Annotated in this window: 14 protein-coding genes; 7 read left to right on the top strand and 7 right to left on the bottom strand. The window is 53.6% G+C overall.

What is annotated here, in order from left to right; genetic code table 11:
- Window positions 1–35: 35 nt before the first annotated feature.
- From WMW72_RS24215 to WMW72_RS24200, 4 genes are all read left to right on the top strand, one after another.
- Entirely contained in the window at window positions 36–911 is an 876-nt protein-coding gene (locus WMW72_RS24215) for an ABC transporter permease subunit (protein WP_341418155.1), read from the top strand.
- A 7-nt stretch (window positions 912–918) separates the two neighbouring features.
- Window positions 919–1,785: a carbohydrate ABC transporter permease gene (locus tag WMW72_RS24210; protein ID WP_341418154.1), complete on the top strand. Its 867-nt coding sequence runs from the start codon at window positions 919–921 to the stop codon at window positions 1,783–1,785.
- A 268-nt stretch (window positions 1,786–2,053) separates the two neighbouring features.
- Window positions 2,054–2,584: an HAD family hydrolase gene (locus WMW72_RS24205; RefSeq protein ID WP_341418153.1), complete on the top strand. Its 531-nt coding sequence runs from the start codon at window positions 2,054–2,056 to the stop codon at window positions 2,582–2,584.
- Window positions 2,585–2,846: 262 nt separating this feature from the next.
- Window positions 2,847–3,335: a GNAT family N-acetyltransferase gene (locus WMW72_RS24200; RefSeq protein WP_341418152.1), complete on the top strand. Its 489-nt coding sequence runs from the start codon at window positions 2,847–2,849 to the stop codon at window positions 3,333–3,335.
- A gap of 157 nt (window positions 3,336–3,492) precedes the next feature.
- On the opposite strand, the gene WMW72_RS24195 is transcribed toward WMW72_RS24200, so the two are convergent.
- From WMW72_RS24195 to WMW72_RS24175, 5 genes are all read right to left on the bottom strand, one after another.
- Window positions 3,493–4,716, bottom strand: coding sequence for a Vps62-related protein (locus WMW72_RS24195; protein ID WP_341418151.1), 1,224 nt, complete (start codon window positions 4,714–4,716; stop codon window positions 3,493–3,495).
- A gap of 278 nt (window positions 4,717–4,994) precedes the next feature.
- A complete protein-coding gene (gene speD, locus WMW72_RS24190; protein ID WP_341418150.1) occupies window positions 4,995–5,828 on the bottom strand; it encodes an adenosylmethionine decarboxylase in 834 nt (277 codons plus the stop codon).
- Window positions 5,829–6,016: 188 nt separating this feature from the next.
- The gene (locus tag WMW72_RS24185) at window positions 6,017–6,934 is read right to left on the bottom strand and encodes a glycine betaine ABC transporter substrate-binding protein (RefSeq protein WP_341418149.1); all 918 of its coding nucleotides are present in this window, start codon (window positions 6,932–6,934) and stop codon (window positions 6,017–6,019) included.
- A gap of 4 nt (window positions 6,935–6,938) precedes the next feature.
- Window positions 6,939–7,772: an ABC transporter permease gene (locus tag WMW72_RS24180; RefSeq protein WP_341418148.1), complete on the bottom strand. Its 834-nt coding sequence runs from the start codon at window positions 7,770–7,772 to the stop codon at window positions 6,939–6,941.
- On the bottom strand, window positions 7,747–8,973 hold the full coding sequence (locus WMW72_RS24175) for a quaternary amine ABC transporter ATP-binding protein (protein WP_341418147.1): 1,227 nt from the start codon (window positions 8,971–8,973) through the stop codon (window positions 7,747–7,749). Before WMW72_RS24175 ends, WMW72_RS24180 begins: the two co-directional genes overlap by 26 nt.
- Before the next feature lie 233 nt (window positions 8,974–9,206).
- Here WMW72_RS24175 and WMW72_RS24170 point away from each other — a divergent pair, with 233 nt between their 5' ends.
- On the top strand, window positions 9,207–9,779 hold the full coding sequence (locus WMW72_RS24170; RefSeq protein ID WP_341418146.1) for a GbsR/MarR family transcriptional regulator: 573 nt from the start codon (window positions 9,207–9,209) through the stop codon (window positions 9,777–9,779).
- Between the two features lie 102 nt (window positions 9,780–9,881).
- Here WMW72_RS24170 and WMW72_RS24165 read toward each other — a convergent pair whose 3' ends face one another.
- Complete coding sequence (locus WMW72_RS24165) at window positions 9,882–11,000, bottom strand: RluA family pseudouridine synthase (protein ID WP_341418145.1); 1,119 nt, start codon at window positions 10,998–11,000, stop codon at window positions 9,882–9,884.
- 293 nt (window positions 11,001–11,293) lie between these two features.
- Here WMW72_RS24165 and WMW72_RS24160 point away from each other — a divergent pair, with 293 nt between their 5' ends.
- Entirely contained in the window at window positions 11,294–11,527 is a 234-nt protein-coding gene (locus WMW72_RS24160) for a hypothetical protein (RefSeq protein WP_341418144.1), read from the top strand.
- A gap of 105 nt (window positions 11,528–11,632) precedes the next feature.
- Window positions 11,633–13,399 (top strand): B12-binding domain-containing radical SAM protein, encoded by a 1,767-nt coding sequence (locus WMW72_RS24155; RefSeq protein ID WP_341418143.1) that lies wholly within the window; start codon window positions 11,633–11,635, stop codon window positions 13,397–13,399.
- 150 nt (window positions 13,400–13,549) lie between these two features.
- Here WMW72_RS24155 and WMW72_RS24150 read toward each other — a convergent pair whose 3' ends face one another.
- Window positions 13,550–14,518, bottom strand: a complete 969-nt coding sequence (locus WMW72_RS24150) for a type I phosphomannose isomerase catalytic subunit (protein ID WP_341418142.1) — start codon at window positions 14,516–14,518, stop codon at window positions 13,550–13,552.
- Between the last annotated feature and the right edge of the window lie 2 nt (window positions 14,519–14,520).

Here is a 14,520-nt window from a genome sequence, read left to right as displayed (position 1 = left end):
AATGAACTTTCGATCGACAGGATGGTGAGTACGGATTGAAGGCTGCTTGGAAATACAAGTCGATTTACATCATGATTTTCCCCATTCTCGCCTGGTTTGCCGTTTTTAGCTATTATCCCGTTCTGCGCGGACTGATCATCAGCATGCAGAACTACAGGCTGATCGGGAGCCGCCCATTTGTCGGGGTGGACAACTACAAAGCCGTATTGACCGACTCCAACTTCTGGGAAGTATTCGGGAATACGCTGTTGATCAGCGGCAGTGTTCTGGTCATCGGCTTCGTGATGCCGATTATTCTTGCCTTGTCTCTGACGGAAGTGGCATCGGCCTGGTTCAAGAAGGTAACTCAAACGATTGTCTATCTGCCGCACTTGTTCTCCTGGGTCGTCATCGGCGGTATCTGGATCATGATGCTTTCGCCCGACACCGGGATCGTCAACCAGCTCTTGCTCGCGATGGGAATGGAGAGGCCAATCAGCTTTATGTCCGATTCCACGCATGCCCGCTGGGTCATTATTCTGACCAATGTGTGGAAGGATATGGGGTATTACTGCATTCTGTATCTGGCTACCATCGTGGGCATCAACCCGGCTTTGTACGAGGCAGGCACGATCGACGGAGCGAACCGCTGGCAGCTGGTGCGTTACATTACGATTCCACAGCTGTTCAATACGATGAAAGTGGTTCTGATTCTCAAAATCGTAGGCATCTTGCGCATCTTTGACCAAATCGTGGTGATGAGAAACGGAGCCATAGCCAAGAAAGTCGATGTCGTGATGTACTACACCTTCCAAAAGGGCATTCTGGAGTTCAAAATCGGGTTGGCCACGGCTGCAGGTTTTTCCCTCATTGTGATGACGCTCATTTTGACCTTTGCCGTGAAGAAGATAATCCGTTTTGATGAGGGGTGATGGACGCATGACACCGAGCTTTCGCAAGAAGTCGCTAGGCAGCCATGTTTTTGATGTGATCAACGTGCTATTCCTGCTATTCCTGATGATGACCATGATCATCCCGTTTCTGAATACCTTTGCCTTGGCGTTCTCCACAGGCTTCAACTCCATGCAGCCGACCATTGTGCTGTGGCCCGAGCCGTTCAGTCTGGAGGGCTTCGCGACCATCTGGAGCAAGATGAAGCTGTATACGCCGGTGCAGAACAATACGATCGTAACCATTGTCGGTACGACGCTGCATGTCATCCTGGCCTCGCTGGGAGGTTATGTACTGGTGCAGCCGGGCTTACCGGGCAAAAAAACAATTCTTTCCTTTATATTGGTCACGATGACGATTCCTTCCGAGGCTGTTATGATCCCGCTGTATGTCGTGTACAAGGATTTTCACCTGATCAACTCCTTGTGGGCGGTCATCAACTACGGTCTGATCGGCGGCTTCAGTATTCTCTTGATGCGCAACTATTTCTCTTCGATTCCGATTGAAATGAGTGAGTCAGCACGCATCGACGGGGCCGGGGACTGGCGCATCTTTTTCACGATGTACTTGCCGCTGGCCAAGGCAGGTCTCGCTACTGTAACGCTGTTTGAATTTATCGGCAAGTGGAACCACTTCACGCCTGCACTTCTATTCATCAACCAACAAGCCAAGTATACGCTGCAAATTGCGCTTAAGGCGCTGGTCATTGATTCGGATACGTCCAGCAATCTGATGATTACGACCAATGTGCGGATGGCGGGGATTGTCATCGCCGTTCTGCCGCTGATCATTATTTACCCGTTTGTACAAAAGTATTTTGTTAAAGGGACAATGGTAGGCGCCAATAAGGAATAAGAAATAAGTATGACACCCCTTCTATATCACATAGTGGGAAAAAGCAGTTGTGAAACAAGATCTGCGCAAAATCTACGTTGTATTCAAGACACACTTTGACATTGGCTTTACCAGGCTGGGTATCGGATGTCGTGGATAGTTACAGCAACGGGATGTTAAAAGATGTGGTTCACATATGCGGCCAAACGAAGGGTAACGCCGGGCACAAGACATAACTGAGGCGGATACGCTAAGTGCTAATCATTAATCAACAAGGGAGAACATAGACATGGCAGAAAAGCAGTTAATTATTTTTTTGGACAGCGGAGACACGCTGATCGACGAATCCACCGAGATCCGGGACGAGCATGATATCGTGCTTACCGCCCAGTTGATTCCGGGTGCCAAGCAGATGCTGCAAACGCTGCATGAGCGGGGCTATACGATCGCGCTCGTCGCTGACGGCTATGCCCAATCCTTCCGGAACATGTTCCTGGAGCTGGGCATCTACGATTATTTCACCGCGATGATTAACTCGGAGAACATCAAGTTCACCAAGCCAAGCCCGCGCATGTTTAAGGCTGCGGTCGGTGCGCTGGATCTGAGCGAGAAGGACTACCACCGCATCATCATGGTCGGCAACAACCTGAGCCGCGATATCAAGGGGGCTAATGAGCTGGGCCTCACCAGCGTGTTCCTCAGCTGGACGCCGCGGTATCCGAAGGAGCCGGCCGATGCTTCCGAGCGTCCGGACTACATCATCGAAGAGCCGCTCGATCTGCTGGAGCTGGTCGAGACCTTGAATAATAAGCTGGTATAGCAGCAGGCTTAAGGTTTGCGCTTAGAATCAGGCAGCGCAAGGAGACCTCTGGTCCTGTGACGGCACTGCATCTCGATTAGTGGACAATAAAATATCCTTTTGCCCAACAAGCTGTCTCCGGTACTCGGCCGGAGACAGCTTATTTCATTTATTAGGTATGAGGCATAAAGAATCGCTATAGATGTTTTTTCTATAGGTGAGGCCTGCTGACTTCTGGTATCATCTGAACGAATAAGGTCATGAGAAGAAAGCGGGGAGAAGCATGCCATCGTTGCATCTGGCGGAATATAATCAGAAATCAACTTTGCGTAATCTTATCGAGCTATATAAATACGATTTTAGTGAATTCGATCCCGAGGATGTGAATGAATCCGGCCGTTATGAATATATGTACCTGGACCACTACTGGACGGAGGAGGGCAGGTATCCATACTTTATACGGGAAGAGGGCGCTCTGGCCGGCTTTGTGTTGGTGAGAGAGATCGGAACCATCAATGAAATCCCGGTATATTCGATCGCTGAATTTTTCGTGATGAGAAAATACAGAGGCCGGGGCATAGGGCGCCATGCCGCATTCGAATTGTTCGACAGCTTCCGTGGAATCTGGAAGGTGGCCCAGGTGGAGGCCAATAAACCCGCTCAGATCTTCTGGAGGAAGACGATTGAACAATATACCGGCAACCAGTTCCAAGAAGTGAGAGAGGATGACTGGGAGGGACCCATTCAGCTATTCTCCACGGCAATGGAGTAGATGCCTGATGTAGGCGCAGCTTAGCTTCTCTTCATCCAAACACAGACGCAGTCAGCAGCAGTCGTCCGATAGCGGCAGTGATAAGGAACCGGACCCCGAGTTAGGGGTCCGGTTTTCTGTTTATTTCCGATGGCGAGCCGAGCCGCGTCGATACTGATTAGTCCAATTTTGTTCCATCGGTCAGCGAGGTCTTTTCTTGCGGTCCTGTCGGTCCGTTATCCAGCAGCGGCTGTCCGAACAGAGAGCCTTGGGAAGGATTGCCCCAGCGGTATACAGAGCCGCTGTTCGGGTTGGTGTAGTCCTTGTTCAGCCACTCGGGCCAGGAAGTATTGAGCCCTCGTCCTGTGGATTGTGAAGGGAAATACTCGTAGTTCTTCATGTTGTTCCAGGTATCCCAGGCTGTGCCTGCGCTGCAGTCATCGGTTAATTGGGCAACGACAATGTTCTGGTATACATGGCTGCCAGGATCCTTCCACATGCCATGGGAGCCCAGTGCGGAGTAACCTACCGCATGCGTGCCGTTTACTTTGGTCACCTCATCCCACCGGTAGCCGGTTCCAAAGCTGTGTGCGCCGTAATAGACGTTCACGGGCTTCACATACAGGTTGTTATTATCGGTAAACTTGGCCAACCGGACGGTGATCCGTTCCCAGTCGCCGACATGATTGCCGAATTCGGAGCCGACCACCACCTTGCCCAGATTATACGGGCTGAACTGGAAGTAGACCAGGTCGATATTGTTGTACTCCTTCTCCACCCAGAAGGCGTACACAGGGGCATTGGCCAGGTCGCCGGCAAAGAACGGCAGCTTCGTGCTAGGTGAGCTTAGAGGCTGAACGGTTTTGTATTCATAATTGCCAGAGCTGGAATTGAGATAGCGCTGCAGATGAGGCTGGGCAAATTCAACGGATGAAGGGAAATAAGTTTCGCCTTGTGCCATCCAGATGCGGGGCGCGTACATTTGCAGCAGTGTGTTTTTCGAAGCATCATTGTACGTATTGTTAGGCACCTGCACGCTGGTAGCGTCGATAGGCGAGATCTTTTCGATCTTCAGGCTTGAGGTAACATCGTTAAAATCATCCAGATACAGCTGATCGCTAGTCAGAACCTTGGTAGAGCCGGAGAAATTGGCGTCCTTGTACAGCGTTACCTTGTACCCGGGAGCGACCCGGATGCTAGAGATGGCGTCGTTGCCGACCGTTGACAGCTGGCCTACATTATAAGAGCCGACGTCGAACTCCTGAGATGCGCCCGAGTAAGGAGCATCCTTGTAAACGGTTACAGGTAAATGATCGACGGCAAAGCTGCTCTGGGGAACAAGAAAGGCTGACAACAAGATCGAGGCCGAAAGAGAGATGGATTGAATCCGCTTACATTTCATCGTAAACATGTCTCCTTTAATATGTATTCAACTGCCGGTTGTCTTTGTGCTGCTTCAAACCGTTAAAGAGCCTCCTCCCTCCGTATGGACAGATTCAGTGCTCGATAGGATAGTGGAAGGCGATGTTGGTTGGATCACTGATATTTTTATACTAACGTATGTCAGTGATATATTCAATAGATTGTAAAAATCAGTCATTATTCTTTTTTTTAAGTCAACAGAAGCTGGGAAAAACGATCTAGGATGTCTAGATGGAGTGACGGCTGACTCAGTCCGAGTCAGTCGTCCTCCGATTCGAGGGAGCCGCGGCTTATCGAGGTGCCGTAGAAAATTTCATCCATTTCCGTCTTGAGGCGTTCGGTGATTTCCTGCTGCTCCTGCTGGCTCAGCTTGTCCTTCGTATAGCCGAATAAATAATTGTTCAGGTCGAATTGCCTTAGCTTGCACTTCGTATGGAAGATGTTCTCCTGGTACACGTTAACATCAATCATGTCGTACTGGCTTTTTACCTTATTAGGAATGTAATTCTGGATGGAACTGATATCGTGATCGATAAACAGCTTATGTCCGTGAATATCCCGGGTGAAGCCGCGGACTCGGTAATCGATGGTCATTATATCGGTGTCGAAGGAGTGGATCAGGTAATTCAGTGCCTTCAAGGGCGAAATTTCCCCGCAAGTCGATACATCGATATCCGCCCGGAATGTGCTGATACCCTCGTCAGGGTGGTACTCCGGGTACGTATGTACTGTGATATGGCTCTTGTCGAGCTGCATCACGACGGAATCCGGCAAGGGCCCTGGGGATTCCTCGAAAGAGTCCGTAGGGATTTCTACCACGGGTCCCTCCGAGACGAGAATCGTTACACTGGCCCCCTGGGGCACGTAATCTTGCTGGGCGATATTCAGTACATGGGCGCCAATTATGTTCGTGACCGCCTGGAGAATACGCTTTAGCCGGTCAGAGTTGTACTGCTCATCGATATAAGCGATGTACGCCTCGCGTTCTTCCCGCGTCTTCGTGTAGCAGATGTCGTACATGTTGAAGCTGAGCGACTTGGTCAGGTTATTGAACCCATGCAGGGTGATGCGCTGTTCGGGTGTCAATGTCATGATCATCCCTCGTTTCTAAGTGTATTCCTCCTATATTACCCAGAAATTCAAGCTAAGCATTCAATAGGCTTCTAACCGGGCTAATATCCAGCCTATCAGGGCTAACCGGCGCGTACGGGCATGGGGACTCCTGGTTGGCCTGCATGCCAAGAAGGGGACCGTTGCCGGCCCCCCCCCATACATGCTTATTATTTTGTCTTCAAATCCTCGATGGAGTCGATCTCCATATAGGCAGGAACGACAAGGCCCAGCCTGGTACCGTTCAGATTCGGTCCGAGATCCTCGAATTTGCCGGCATATTTGTCGAAATAATCCTGATGCGTCGTCGGCAGCCAGGCCGCTACCATCGCATCCGCGCTGCCATCGGCGATGCCAGCCCACATCGGACCGGCTTCCACCTGCAGCATATCGACCTTATACCCGAGCTTCTCTTCGAGTACGGCCTTCACCACATTCGTGCTGGCGATCTCCGAATCCCAGGCCACATAGGCCAGCTTCAGCTTTTTACCGGGGTCCTGAGCGAGGTCCTTTACCCATGAGTCAACCTTGTCCGCATTGTCCTTCACCCACTGTGCGGCGGCTTCCTCAGGCTTCTTCCCGTCGGTCACGGCGGACATGACGACTGCCATATCATCCGGGCTCCACTCGAACCGGTCCAGCATCTCGTGGGCGGAGGGGGCATCCTGCTTCAGGCCGTTGCGGACGATCGTATGGATCTGCTCATCCTGGCCGAAGGTCCCCTTGGGGTCCTTCAAATATTTCAAATCATACTTCGCAAACATCCAGTGCGGGGTCCAGCCCGTTACGATAATCGGCTTCTTGTTCTTATACGCTTTATCCAGGGCAGCTGCCATCGCGGCGCCCGAGCCCTCCACAAGCTTCCAGTCGGTCAGCTCGTAGTCTTTCAGCGCCTGGGCGCTTTGCTTCATCAGTCCGGCTCCTGGGTCGATCCCGATAATCTCGTGCTTAACCTGAGCTCCTATGGACGTGGTTGTGCCGCCGGAGCTGGCTCCCCCCGTGGAAACTTCCTTGGTTCCGCAGCCGGCAAGGACGAGCAGGCTGGTCAAGCTGACAAGCATGAATGATTTCAGGGCATATTTCTTCATAGAATTAAACGCTCCTTTTCTTCTTCATGATGTACTGCGTAATGCGGTCGAGCAGAATGGCCAGCACGACAATCGCGAGGCCTGCCTCGAAGCCTTGGCCAGTCTTGATCTGGGTTACGGCCCGGTATACGTCGGCACCGATGCCTTGGGCACCGATCATTGAGGCGATCACGACCATCGACAGCGCGAGCATGATCGTCTGGTTGACACCGGCCATGATCGACGGCATCGCTAGTGGGAATTGCAGCTTGAACAGCTTCTGTCCAGGCGTCGAACCAAAGGCGTCGGCGGCTTCTACCAGGTCCTCCGCGACCTGCCTGATCCCGAGATTCGTCAATCGGATCGTCGGCGGTACGGCGAAGATCACGGAAGCGATGACGCCTGGCACGACGCCGAGGCCGAAGAAGGTGACGGCAGGGATCAGATAGACGAAGGCGGGCATGGTCTGCATGAAATCGAGCAGGGGCGTGAAGATTTTCCGCACCTTGTCGTGCTGGGCGCACCATACGCCTACCGGAATGCCGATGACGATGGAGATCAGCGCCGAAGTCATGACGAGCGCCAGTGTATCCATCGTGTTGCTCCAGAAGCCGAGATTATCGATCAGCAGCAGACCGGCTGCTGCGAGAACCGCGAACGGCCAGCGGCCCAGATAATAGGCCAGCGCTGCGATCAGCGCGATGAGCACGAGCGATGGCGGAAAATGAAAGACGGCCGACAAGCCGTTCACGATCCCTTCGATGACTGCCGAGATCAGATCGAAGACGAACGACAGATTGGAGCCGAGCCAGTCAACACCGGCCTCGACCCATTCAGCTAAGGGCAGCTTCGGTATCATGTTGGTTCACCTCTTCCTGCTGGGAGACCGGATGTCCGGCCAGCGCCCCGAGCACCGCCCCGCGGACGATGACGCCGAGGATACGCCGGTTCTCATCGACTACCCCTACGGGATATTTGGAAGTCCCGCATATTTCAAATAATTCATACAGCATCTGCTCCGGCGATACGACCGGCACATCGGCAATCACGATGTCCTGCAGGCTCTTGCCGTCGCGCACGGCTGCCGAGGCATCCTCGGCTGTAATGACGCCAAGCAGCTTCTTGCCGCGGTCCACGACGAACAGATTGGATATGCCGCTCTCGCGCATAAGCTGCAGAGCGACCCGCGGCCCACGGTCTAGGCCGATCGTCTCCGGCCGGCGCATGACAGATGAGGCCGTCAGCACCTTGGACAGATCCACATCCTCCACGAACCGTTCCACATAAGCATTGGCCGGGTTCATCATGATTTCCTCCGGCTTGCCGATCTGGACGACACTCCCGTCCTTCATCAAGGCGATCCGGTCCCCGATACGCAGCGCCTCGTCGAGGTCATGCGTAATGAAGATGATCGTTTTCTTCATCGTTTCCTGCAGCTCCAGCAGCTCATCCTGCATATCCTTGCGGATGAGCGGGTCCAGTGCGCTGAAGGCTTCATCCATCAGCAGAATATCCGGATCATTGGCGAGTGCCCGGGCTAATCCGACCCGCTGCTGCATGCCGCCGCTTAATTGGGACGGCAGGCTGTCGGCCCAGTCCTGCAAGCCGACCAGACGCAGAGATTCCAGCGCCTTGTCGCGTCTTGCTTTCTTCTCGACCCCTTGGACTTCGAGTCCGTACTCGACGTTCTGAGCGACGGTCCGATGGGGGAATAGTGCGAACTTCTGAAATACCATACTGATCGTCTGCCGGCGCACCTGCCGGAGCTCCTCGGCGTTCATGCGGACAATATCCTTGCCGTGAATCTCGATCTTCCCGTGCGTAGGGTCGATCAGCCGGTTCAGCAGCCGGACCAGCGTCGACTTCCCGCTGCCTGACAATCCCATGATGACGAATATTTCTCCCGGCTGGACAGAGAAGCTGACTTCATTCACACCGACGGTGTGCTTCGTCTCTCTGTAAATTCTCTCCTTCGACCACTTCTGCTGAAGCAGCGGCAGGACAGAATCGGGATCGGGACCAAATACCTTGGTCACCTGTTGCACATCAATGATGGCCACAAGCTCACCCCTCTTTTGTATGAGTTCATCTCTCGTGCCCTTTTAAGTGTAAAGAAAAGGAACCTTAAATGTCAACGGTAAATTCCGTTCATTCGGTATGTACAGAAAAAACTGTACAAAATGAACACACTCATTTATACTCGTATCTATCCGCTTGCCGCGCCGTCTTTACTTTATAGACATTGTTTCTTACAATTAGCGATGTACACATAAAGGCAGGGTGAATAGAAACGATGGAATCCATACATGGCATTAGCTCCGAGCAGGAAATCATCATTCAAAAAGCACGTAAACGCGTCATCGAAGCCATCGGCAAAAACATGGATTTGTATGGCATTACGCAGTCCATCGGCCATTTATACGGGCTTTTATTTTTCCAGAATCACCCGATGACCTTGGATAAAATGGGCGAAGCGATGGAGATGAGCAAAACCAGCATGAGCACCGGGGTGCGTACGCTGGTGGATTTGAAGATGGTCAATAAAGTATGGGAGAAAGGCTCGCGGAAGGATCTGTACGAGGTAGAGATGGACTGGTTCCAGACCTTCGCCGATTACTTCTCGCTCAAGTGGCGCAAGGCGCTGGAAATTAATCTGAGCGCACTCCGCAAGTCGAAGAACGAGCTTCATGCTCTATGCGGTCAAAGCCAGGGCGATGCCGCTCTGCAGGCTGTGCTTCAACCGGATCTGGATAAAATAGATGAGGCGATTCGCTATTATATGTGGCTGGACCGACTGATCGATGTATTCGAGTCCGGCGAGATTTACAATCTGGTGCCGAAGGATGCTCCGCCGCCAGGCCAGTAGCAGGCGTCTGCAGGGGCTGCTGTCAGGTATGCCTGTCTTTGCCGGGCCCCTCAGACACAGCGAAAAACCTTGCCCGTAGGGGGCAAGGTTTTTTGGCATGTCTTAAGCTTCGCCCGGAGAAGCTGCGCGGAACTGAGAGAGGAACGACTTCGGGATATCCGTCTCGAATCGCATCAGCTCTCCGCTGACCGGATGCGTGAAGGCGAGCACCCGTGCATGCAGCCCGAGTCGGTTGATCGGCTTTACGCGCGAGCCGTACTTCTTGTCACCGACCACCGGATGGCCGATATCCTGCATATGGACGCGGATCTGATTCTTGCGTCCCGTCTCCAGATTGACCTCCAGCAGGGAGTACTGGGAGCTGGTCTGCAGTACCTTGTAGTGGGTGACTGCATGCTGGCCGTCGCCCGGATACGAGCTGGAGTACATCTTGAGCGTGCTGCTTTCCTTAAGCCAGGAGGTTATGGTACCCTCCAGCTTCTTGACCTTGCCCTCGACCAAGGCGACGTAGGTACGCTCGCGGACCTTCTCCTGCCAATCGTTCTGCAGCGTCTGCTGCACCTCTTCACTCTTGGCGAACATCATCACCCCGGAGGTGTCACGGTCGAGCCGGTGAACGACGAAGATGCGGGCGGAAGGGTTATTCCACCTGACATGAGCCGTCAGCTGCCGATAAGCGGTCAGCTCATTCTCCTCCTGGCCGGACGCGATGGACAGCAGCCCGGCCTCCTTGCGCACGACGATCAGATGCTCATCCTCATACAGAATGGCGAGACCGACGAGCGGGGTTTCCTCGACGATCTTCTCCTTGCTCACCGTCACCGTATGACCCGGCTCCAAGGGGAAGTTATAGGCGGTCACTGTCTTGCCGTCTACCGCGACCTGCCCGCGCGCAAGCATCGATTTCAGCGAATTCCGGCCGGTTTTGGATAAGCGGCTGAGCAGAAAGGCGAGCAGCTCAGAGGGCTCTCGGACTGCCAATACGTTGACCTTGCCGGAGTGCTCGGAAGCTGGTGTACTGACCGGACCTGCCGGTTGTCCCTTCCTTTGCCCGGTATGTGTTCCTCTGGCGTTGCCGGAAGGCGGGAGGCTTGCTTTCTTGCGGGTCGAGCCGGCCGGGCCCGTGCGAGCTGGACGGTTCTTATTCCCGGTGCCGCCTGGCGAGCTGGTTCTTCCTTGATTGTGACTGGGTTGGTTATTCCTGTTCTTGCCAATAGACATTGCGTAAGGCCTCCTGCCTGATGTATAGGACGAGTATAGCATGAGCCGGCCGATGTGCGAAACCAAGGGGCGTAGAAGAAGCGGGTGCTTGTGTGCTTTTTTCCCCGTGCTGCGCATAAATTTCCGCATAGGAATGAAGATAAATGGGAACGACTAGTTACAGTTAGCTGCATAAGATGACAAGGGAATTTAATCTAATGTTGATGTTCCCGTAATCTTGTCTTAATGTTCGCCTAGTATAATGAAGGTATAAACAATGAGACAGGATGCTTTTTTCTGAAGAAAGAGGGTGAATGATGATGATCTTGTATCAACTGGCCAAGCGGCTCGATGAGCGCAACCGGCTTCAGCGTACGATTGACGCGAGCAGCGGAGATGTGGGCGCGTTGACGACGCAGAAGGAACAGGTGGAAGAGCAGCTGCAGACGCAAGCTAGCGCGTGGAGCGCAGACGGGCAGGATGAATTCCTCCTTGAAGCGGTGGCGCCGGATACGACATGGATGCAGCCGGCAGATTCTTATTACTAGCAGGAGAACATGGACCATAGCGGCTCCATGTTCTTTTTGTGTTCACACCTTTTTCCGTGTAGAATAAGGGTACCAAAAACGCCAGAATACGAGGTTTTGATGCGCATGAACACGATCGTGTTGTCTACGTTGAATGCCAAATATATCCATACGTCCCTCGCGCTCCGCTACCTGAAGTCGTTTAGTGAGAAGGACTTCCCGGATATGCAGATCGCCGAATATACGATCAAGGACCCTGCGATGAATATCGTGTCCGATCTGTACCGCCGACAGCCGGACGTGGTCGGCTTCTCCTGTTATATCTGGAATATTGAAGAGACGATCGTCGTCATCAGCATGCTGAAGAAGATTATGCCCGAGGTTGTCATCGTGCTGGGCGGTCCTGAGGTATCCTATGACACGGACTACTGGATGAAGCGCCTGCCCGATGTCGATTACATCGTCATGGGCGAGGGAGAAGAAACCTTTCACCATCTGCTGATGGAGCTGCGCGGGGACCGGGCGTTTTACAGCGTGTTCGGAGTCGCCTACCGCAAGGAGGATCGCGTGATTCTGAACCCGCCTCGTCCGAAGCTGGCACTTGATGAGATTCCGACCCCGCACCGGTTTGCTGAGGATGTGCCGAGTCTGGCGAACCGCGTCGTTTATTTTGAGACGAGCCGGGGCTGTCCGTTTAGCTGCCAATTCTGTCTGTCGTCCATCGAGGTAGGGGTGCGGTACTTCGACATCGAGCGGACGAAGAGCGACTTGATGTATCTGATCGCCTCGGGAGCGAAGCTGATCAAGTTCGTGGACCGCACCTTCAATATCAAGCGCGAGTATGCGCTCGAGATGTTCGAGTTCCTGATCCGCAACCACCAGGGCTGTGTCTTCCAATTCGAGATTACGGCCGATATCATGCGGCCGGAAGTGCTGGATTATTTGGCGGAAAATGCGCCTCCAGGCGTATTCCGCTTCGAGATCGGCGTTCAGTCGACCAATGACCTGACGAACGGCCTCGTCAAGCGCCGTCAGAACTTCAGCAAGCTGACCCGGACGGTCACGAAGGTGAAAGAGAGTGGCAAGATCGACCAGCATCTCGACTTGATCGCCGGTTTGCCGGAGGAAGACTACAATTCGTTCCGCAAGACATTCAATGATGTATTCGAGCTGGGGCCGGAAGAGCTGCAGCTCGGGTTCCTCAAGATGCTGCGCGGTACCGGCATGCGGCTGGATGCTGAGAAGTACGGCTACCTGTACATGGATCATGCTCCCTATGAGATTCTGGGCAACAAGATTTTGCCATTCTCCGATCTGGTCCGCATCAAGCGGGTAGAGGATGTGCTGGAGAAGTACTGGAATGCCCACCGGACGGATCATACGGTCAGTTACTTGATTGAGCGCGAATTCGAGTCAGCCTTCGACTTCTTCCAGGAGTTCGGCGATTATTGGGAGGGCCGGGGCTGGCAGAAGATCGGGCATCAACTGGAAGATTTGTTCACCCGGTTGTATGCGTTTCTGGAGCACCGCGGTACGAAGGGCTTACCTGTGATTCTGGGGCTAATGAAGCTCGATTATTTCCTGAATCACAAGTACAAGCCGCGCAAGATCTGGTGGGAGTTCTCGCTTAGCCGGGGCGAGCAGAATGAATATCTGCGGCGGCTGGCCGAGCGTCCGGAAGCTGTCTCCGAGCGCTTCGCCTCGCTGGGTATCGCGGAGAAGGACATTCACAAGCATGTGATGATCGAGCGTCTGCCGTTCCTGCTGGACCACTATCTGGAGACCGGCAAACTCGATACCTCGGCTGACCAGCTGCTGATCGTTTATTTCCCGCCGGACTTGTCCGTGAAGCCGCAGGCGTATACGCTGGCATTGGCCGGAGCCGGGGCTTAGCAAGTGGTAGACCGGTAAGCCAGCAACGCTGGAGAAGATCTATGGATTGTCCACGTGGCTCTTATACAAATAAAGAAGGACCTGAACAGCCGGTGTTAACGGCGACTCAGGTCCTTTTTTTGGGGTAGATCCGTTACAGTGAAACGCAGGTTATGGCAGGTAGCTGCGCAGCACGGTCATGCTACCAGTCAGCTCGTAGCTACCCAAATTCGCAGGGAGCAGGAAACACTCGCCGCTGCGGACCGGAAGCTCTCCGTCGGCCCAACGGATCGTGCCTTCACCGTCGGCAATAATGTGAATCACGAAGCTGTCCGGTACGGTTTGCAGCTTCCATTCGCCTTCGACGCGGCCTTTCTCCGTGATGAAAAAGTCCGAGTTAGCCAGTGTCAGCCAGGTGGCCGGACCGTCGAGATCGGTTTTCATATACGTAGCGCCGGACCCCTCGTAGGCGATGACGTTCAGCGAGTCCTCGATGTGCAGCTCACGAGGCTGCCCGTCAAGTCCTAGACGGTCATAGTCGTAGAGGCGGTAGGTGCTGTCGGAGTTCTGCTGGATCTCTGCAACCAGCACGCCTGCGCCAAGCGCATGCACGGTGCCTGCAGGAATATAGAAGCTGTCCCCGGCCTGGACCGTAATTTCATTCAAGGCATCCATAATGCGGTTCTCAGCAATAGCCGCCGCCAACTGCTCGCGGTCTACGCCGTCTTTCAATCCGTATATGATTTTGGCGCCTGGCTTGGCGTCCAGAATGTACCACATTTCAGTCTTGCCGAGCTCGCCCTGAGGCAGACGGTCATAATGATCGTTCGGGTGTACCTGTACGGACAGGTCATCTTGGCAATCCAGCAGCTTGATCAGCAGAGGGAAACGGCCGGTCTTCTTGGAGAAGCCCTTGCTGCCGAACAGCTCGCTGCCGTATTGCTCGCGGATTTGATCCAGGCCGAGTCCGGCCAATTCACCGTTTTCGACTTGGGTCGTGCCGTTCGGGTGATCGCCGATCATCCAGCCTTCACCGATATGTCCTTCTGGCAGCTCGAGTCCGAATTGCTCCAGAGCCCGTCCTCCCCAGACACGTTCTTTGAATTCCGGTTTGCATTTTAATGGGTATGGCTTCGTCATGA

This window comes from Paenibacillus filicis (genome assembly GCF_038070315.1).
Taxonomy (GTDB): Bacteria; Bacillota; Bacilli; order Paenibacillales; family NBRC-103111; genus Paenibacillus_G; species Paenibacillus_G filicis.
The sequence above is the reverse complement of the archived record's forward strand: the minus strand, read 5'-3'. Positions and strand labels throughout refer to the sequence as shown.

Bases quoted from the DNA above. Each gene is read 5' to 3' on its own strand.
- WMW72_RS24210 (WP_341418154.1), top strand. From the start codon at position 919: ATGACACCGAGCTTTCGCAAGAAGTCGCTAGGCAGCCATGTTTTTGAT.
- WMW72_RS24205 (WP_341418153.1), top strand. From the start codon at position 2,054: ATGGCAGAAAAGCAGTTAATTATTTTTTTGGACAGCGGAGACACGCTG.
- WMW72_RS24200 (WP_341418152.1), top strand. From the start codon at position 2,847: ATGCCATCGTTGCATCTGGCGGAATATAATCAGAAATCAACTTTGCGT.
- WMW72_RS24195 (WP_341418151.1), bottom strand. From the start codon at position 4,716: ATGAAATGTAAGCGGATTCAATCCATCTCTCTTTCGGCCTCGATCTTG.
- speD (WP_341418150.1), bottom strand. From the start codon at position 5,828: ATGACATTGACACCCGAACAGCGCATCACCCTGCATGGGTTCAATAAC.
- WMW72_RS24185 (WP_341418149.1), bottom strand. From the start codon at position 6,934: ATGAAGAAATATGCCCTGAAATCATTCATGCTTGTCAGCTTGACCAGC.
- WMW72_RS24180 (WP_341418148.1), bottom strand. From the start codon at position 7,772: ATGATACCGAAGCTGCCCTTAGCTGAATGGGTCGAGGCCGGTGTTGAC.
- WMW72_RS24170 (WP_341418146.1), top strand. From the start codon at position 9,207: ATGGAATCCATACATGGCATTAGCTCCGAGCAGGAAATCATCATTCAA.
- WMW72_RS24165 (WP_341418145.1), bottom strand. From the start codon at position 11,000: ATGTCTATTGGCAAGAACAGGAATAACCAACCCAGTCACAATCAAGGA.
- WMW72_RS24160 (WP_341418144.1), top strand. From the start codon at position 11,294: ATGATGATGATCTTGTATCAACTGGCCAAGCGGCTCGATGAGCGCAAC.
- WMW72_RS24155 (WP_341418143.1), top strand. From the start codon at position 11,633: ATGAACACGATCGTGTTGTCTACGTTGAATGCCAAATATATCCATACG.
- WMW72_RS24150 (WP_341418142.1), bottom strand. From the start codon at position 14,518: ATGACGAAGCCATACCCATTAAAATGCAAACCGGAATTCAAAGAACGT.